Here is a 5,831-nt window from a genome sequence, read left to right on the forward strand (position 1 = left end):
CAAAACTCAAAAGCGCCATTTATGAAATGCAGAACAAGCAGTGACACACTGATCTGTCCGTACAAAACAGGCTCAATAAAGGTTGTCACTTCGCCCCCGGAAAACTGAACTACATTGAATGTCCACCCAAAGGAGTTGGGAAAAGCCGGAACCGGATACCTCCATAACCAACGGGTACAAGAGGCCATGACTCATGATATTCAGTGCAAAACCATCAGCGCCAACACCAAGCACGGTTTTTTCTCCCAAGAGGGTAAAAGCCCCTTGGCCACGCTGGCAGAGTGTCTGTGTCTTTGTGGCTCAGTTGGCAGTCACCAGCCTTTGCGTACTGCAACCTGCCAGTGGTGAGGAGGTAAATGAGCCGGGGTCTCTCATTAACCCGGTCATTTACCGTAACGACAACTCTCATGAACTGAGCGGCGCTACAGGTGTCGCTCTCAGCCCCGACGGGCAACACCTGTACGTAACGGCCAATGTTGGGGATGCCCTGTCGGTGTACGATGTGGCCAGCAACGGCACGCTCTCCAACTCCCGTATCTACCGTAACGACGACATTCATGAGCTGGACGGTGCCCAGGGTGTTACCCTGAGCCCCGACGGGCAACACCTGTACGTAACGGCTCTTATCGGGAATGCCCTGTCGGTGTACGACGTGGCTAGCGACGGCACGCTCTCCAACCCTCGTATTTACCGTAACGACAACACTCATGAGCTGGACGGTGCTTTGGGTGTCGCCCTAAGCCCCAACGGGCAACACCTGTACGTAACAGCCACTTGGGGGAATGCCCTGTCGGTGTACGACGTAGCCAGCGACGGCTCGCTCTCCAACCCCCGTATTTACCGTAACGGCGACACTCATAAGCTGAACGGTGCCCAGGCTGTTACCCTGAGCCCCGACGGGCAACACCTGTACGTAACGGCCTATAGAGGGAATGACCTGTCGGTGTACGACGTGGCCAGCGACGGCTCTCTCTCTAACCCCCGTATTTACCATAACGACGAGACTTATGAGCTGGGCGGTGCCCAGAGTGTTGCTCTGAGTCGCGACGGGCAACACCTGTACGTAACTGCCTTATTGGAGAGTGCCCTGTCGGTGTTCGACGTGGCCAGCGACGGCGCACTCTCCAATCCCCGTATTTACCGCAACGACGATACTCATGAGCTGTTCGGTGTCCGGGATGTTACCCTCAGCCCCGACGGGCAACACTTGTATGTAACCTCCTTTTGGGGGAGTGCCCTGTTGGTGTACGATGTAGCTAGTGATGGCGCGCTCTCCAACCTCCGTATTCATCGTAACGGCGACACTCATGAGCTGGGCGGTGCCCGGGGTGTCGTCCTGAGCCCCGACGGGCAACACCTGTACGTAACGGCCTTTTTTGGGGATGCCCTGTCGGTGTATCAGGTGGTCCAGGCCGTGGAAACAAACACCTCTTTATACTCCCTTACACATTCAGCCAGCATTAACTCGGGCATGGAAGGCCGCCCAATATCCACTGACGGGTTTTCTCCTTACATAACGCCTTCCGTTGAAGTGGAAGGGGAGAATGAAAGAGATTATTGCGCTATTGGTGGCGCGGTCATTTCCGGATTCGTAGTGACCGGGGCGGTTGTCTCTGTGGTGATCGGAATGGTCTGCTGGGCTACACACCGTACAAAACTCAAAGAGCACCAGTTATGAAATGACGAACAAGCAGTGACACACTGCTCTGCCCGTACCAAACAGGCTCAATAAAGGTTGTCACCTCGCCCCCGGAAAACTGAACTACACTGGATGTCCACCCAAAGGAGTTGGGAAAAGCCGGAACCGGATACCTCCATAACCAGCGGGTACAAGAGGTCATAACTCATGATATTCAGTGCAAAACAATCAGCGGCAACACCAAGCACGGCTTTTTCTTCCAGAAGGGTAAAAGCCCCTTGGCCACGCTGGCAGAGTGTCTGTGTCTTTGTGGCTCAGTTGGCAGTGATCAGCCTTTGCGTACAGCAACCTGCCAATAGTGAGGTGGTTGATGGTGAGGTGGTTAATAAGCCGGTGCCTCTCATTAACCCGGTCATTTATCATAACGACAACACTCATGAACTGGACGGCGCATTTGGTGTCGCCCTCAGCCCCGACGGGCAACACCTTTACGTAACGGCCTTTGATAGTGACGCCCTGTCGGTGTACGACGTGGCCAGCGACGGTGCGCTCTTCAACCCTCGTATTTACCGTGACGGCTACACTCATGAGCTGAATGGCGCTTTTGCTGTCGTCCTCAGCCCCGACGGTCAACACCTGTACGTAACGGCCGCTGTAGGAGATGCCCTGTCGGTATACGACGTGGCCAGCGATGGCGCGCTCTCCAACCTCCGTATTTACCGTGACGGTGACACTCATGAGTTGGACGGCGCTTTTGCTGTCGTCCTCAGCCCCGACGGTCAACACCTGTACGTAACGGCCGCTGTAGGAGATGCCCTGTCGGTATACGACGTGGCCAGCGATGGCGCGCTCTCCAACCTCCGTATTTACCGTGACGGTGACACTCATGAGTTGGACGGCGCTTTTGCTGTCGTCCTCAGCCCCGACGGTCAACACCTGTACGTAACGGCCGCTGTAGGAGATGCCCTGTCGGTATACGACGTGGCCAGCGATGGCGCGCTCTCCAACCTCCGTATTTACCGTGACGGTGACACTCATGAGTTGGACGGCGCTACGGGTGTTGCCATCAGCCATGACGGGCGACACCTGTACGTAACGGCGTTGGCAGGGGGCGCTCTGTCGTTGTACGACGTAGCCAGCGACGGAGGGCTCTCTAACCCCCGCATCTATCGTGACGACAACATTCATTCGCTGGTCGGTGCCTGGGCTATTAACCTGAGCCCCGACGGGCAAAACCTGTACGTAAGTGGCTATTTTAGGGATACCCGGTCGATGTTCGATGTGGACAGCGATGGTACGCTCTCCAACCCACGTATTTACCGTAGCGACAATACTCATTATTCATACAGTACCCAGACTGCTGCCTTGAGCCCCGACCGGCAACACCTGTACGTAACAGCCTTTGACGGTGATGCCCTGACGGTGTACAACGTGGTCAGCGGTGGTGCGCTCTCCAACCCCCGCATTTACCATAACGACGACACTCATGAGCTGAACGGTGCCTGGGCTGTTACCCTAAGCCTCGACGGGCAACACCTGTACGTAACAGCCTATAACGGTGACGCCCTGACGGTGTACGACGTGGCCAGCGACGGCTCTCTCTCCAACCCCCGTATTTACCGTGACGACAAGACTTATGAGCTAATTGCTGGAGTGGTCATTTCCGGAGTCGCAGTGATCGGGTTAATTGTATCTTCGGCGGTTATCGGAATGATCTACTGGTCTTCACACCGTACAAAGTCCAAAGGCGACATTTATGGAATGATGAACAATTTGTGACACACTGCTGAGTCAGGAGAGTACTATTCCAGCACACCTGCCCGTACAAAACAGGCTCAATGAGTGTTGTCACTTCGCCTTCAGAAAATTGAACTACACTGGATGTCCACCCAAAGGAGTTGGGAAGAACCGGATACCCCCATAACCAGCGGGTACAAGAGGCCATAATTCATGACATTCAGTGCAAAACCATCAGCGGCAACACAAAGCACGGCTTTTTCTGCAAGGAGGGTGAAAGCACCTTGGCCATGCTGGCAGAGTGTATGTGTTTTTGTGGCTCAGTTGGTAGTGATCAGCCTTTGCGTACTGCAACCTGCTAATGGTGAGGTGGTTAATGAGCCGGGGTCTCACACCAACCCGGCCATGTACCACGGCAACACTCATGAACTGTACGGCGCTGCGGGTGTCGTCCTGAGCCCCGACGGGCAACACCTGTACGTAACGGCCATTGAGGGGAATACCCTGTCGGTGTACGACGTGGCCAGCGACGGCGCGCTCTCGGATCCCCGTATTTACCGTAGCGACAACACTCATGATCTGGACGGTGCCTGGGGTATTGCACTAAGCCCCGACGGGCAACACCTGTACGTAACGGCTTTTCGTGGGAATGCCCTGTCGGTGTACGACGTGGCCAGCGACGGTACGCTCTCCAACCTCCGTATTTACCGTAACGACAACACTCATGAGCTGAACGGTGCTCTGGGTGTTACCCTGAGCACCGACGGGCGACACCTGTACGTAACAGCCTCTGTAGGGGACGCTCTGTCGGTGTACGACGTGGCCAGCGATGGCGGGCTTTCCAACCCCCGTACCTATCGTGACGACAACACTCATGAGCTGAAAGGTCTTGCGAATCTCGCCCTGAGTCCCGACGGGCAACAGCTGTACGTAACAGCCTGTAAAGGGGATGCTCTGTCGGTGTACGACGTGGACAGCGATGGCACGCTCTCCAACCCCCGTATTTACCGTGACGGCAACACTCATGAGCTGGACGGCGCTACGTATGTCGCCCTTAGCCCTGACGGACAACACCTGTATGTAGCGGCCTTTTGGGAGAATGCCCTGTCGGTGTACGACGTGGCCAGCGATGGCGCGCTCTTCAATCCCCGTATTTACCGTGGCGGCGACACTCATGAGCTGGGCGGTGCCCGGGGTGTTGCCCTGGGCACCGACGGGCAACACCTGTACGTAACAGCCGCTATAGGGGATGCTCTGTCGGTGTACGACGTGGACAGCGATGGCGCGCTCTCCAATCCCCGTATTTACACTTCAGAGCTGAGCGGTGCCTGGGATGTTACACTGAGCCGCGACGGGCAACACCTGTATGTAACGACCTATAAGAGGAATGCACTGACAGTGTACGACGTAGCCAGCGACGGCGGGCTCTCCAACCCTCGCGTCTATCGTGACGGCAAGACTCATGGGCTGAGCGGTGCCTGGAGTGTTGCCCTGTCGTACGTAACCCCCTCATCTTTTGTGGCCATGGCAATCATAGTCTATGCGATACCAGGGATGTTACCCTGAGCCTCAACGGGCAACACCTGTACGTAACGGCCATAGAGGGGAATGCCCTTTCGGCGTACGACGTGGCCAGCGACGGTACGCTCTCCAACCTCCGTATTTACCGTAACGACAAGACTTATGAGCTTTCCATGGACGCAGTGACCGGGGCGATTGTATCTGCGATTATTCCAGCACACCCGCCCGTACAAAACAGGCTCAATGAAGGTTGTCACCTCGTCCCCAGAAAACTGAACTACACTGGATGTCCACCCAAAGGAGTTGGGAAGAGCCGGAACCGGATACCTCCATAACCAGCGGGTACAAGAGGCCATAATTCATGACATTCAGTGCAAAATCATCAGCGGCAACACCAAGCACGGTTTTTTCTGCAAGGAAAGCCCCTTGGCCGTGCTGGCAGAGTGTCTGTGTCTTTGTGGCTCAGCTGGCAATCACCAGCCTTTGCGTACTGCAACCTGCTAGTGGTGAGGTGGTAAATGAGCCGGGGTCTCTCATTAACCCGGTCATTTACCATAACGACGACACTCATGAGCTGGACGGTGCTGCAGGTGTCGTCCTCAGTCCCGACGGGCAACACCTGTACGTAACGGCCTCTGTAGGGGATGCCCTGTCGGTGTACGACGTGGCCAGCAACGGCACACTCTCCAACCTCCGTATTTACCGTAACGACGACACTCATGAGCTGGACGGCGCTACGGGTGTCATCCTCAGCCCCGACGGGCAGCATCTGTATATAACGGCCGCTGAGGGGGATGCCCTGTCGGTGTACGACGTGACCAGCGACGGCGCGCTCACCAACCCCCGCATTTACCGTAACGACGGCACTCATGAGTTGGACGGTGCTTTGGGTGTCGCCCTGAGCCCCAATGGGCAACACCTGTACGTAACGGCC

General features: G+C 56.1%; 5 protein-coding genes. 4 read left to right on the plus strand and 1 reads right to left on the minus strand.

Going from position 1 to position 5,831, the window contains the following annotated elements:
* The coding region (locus GZ78_RS30490; protein WP_236631667.1) for a hypothetical protein at window positions 1–188 on the minus strand (188 nt) is incomplete at its 3' end.
* Window positions 189–193: 5 nt separating this feature from the next.
* On the opposite strand from GZ78_RS30490, the gene GZ78_RS23030 reads away from it, so the two are divergent.
* From GZ78_RS23030 to GZ78_RS29675, 4 genes are all read left to right on the plus strand, one after another.
* Window positions 194–1,678, plus strand: a complete 1,485-nt coding sequence (locus tag GZ78_RS23030) for a lactonase family protein (protein ID WP_034841519.1) — start codon at window positions 194–196, stop codon at window positions 1,676–1,678.
* Between the two features lie 168 nt (window positions 1,679–1,846).
* On the plus strand, window positions 1,847–3,418 hold the full coding sequence (locus GZ78_RS23035) for a beta-propeller fold lactonase family protein (protein WP_034841522.1): 1,572 nt from the start codon (window positions 1,847–1,849) through the stop codon (window positions 3,416–3,418).
* A 273-nt stretch (window positions 3,419–3,691) separates the two neighbouring features.
* Window positions 3,692–4,942, plus strand: a complete 1,251-nt coding sequence (locus GZ78_RS23040) for a lactonase family protein (protein WP_161787473.1) — start codon at window positions 3,692–3,694, stop codon at window positions 4,940–4,942.
* A gap of 316 nt (window positions 4,943–5,258) precedes the next feature.
* The coding region (locus tag GZ78_RS29675) for a lactonase family protein (protein ID WP_034841527.1) at window positions 5,259–5,831 on the plus strand (573 nt) is incomplete at its 3' end.

This window comes from Endozoicomonas numazuensis (genome assembly GCF_000722635.1).
GTDB classification, from domain to species: Bacteria; Pseudomonadota; Gammaproteobacteria; order Pseudomonadales; family Endozoicomonadaceae; genus Endozoicomonas_A; species Endozoicomonas_A numazuensis.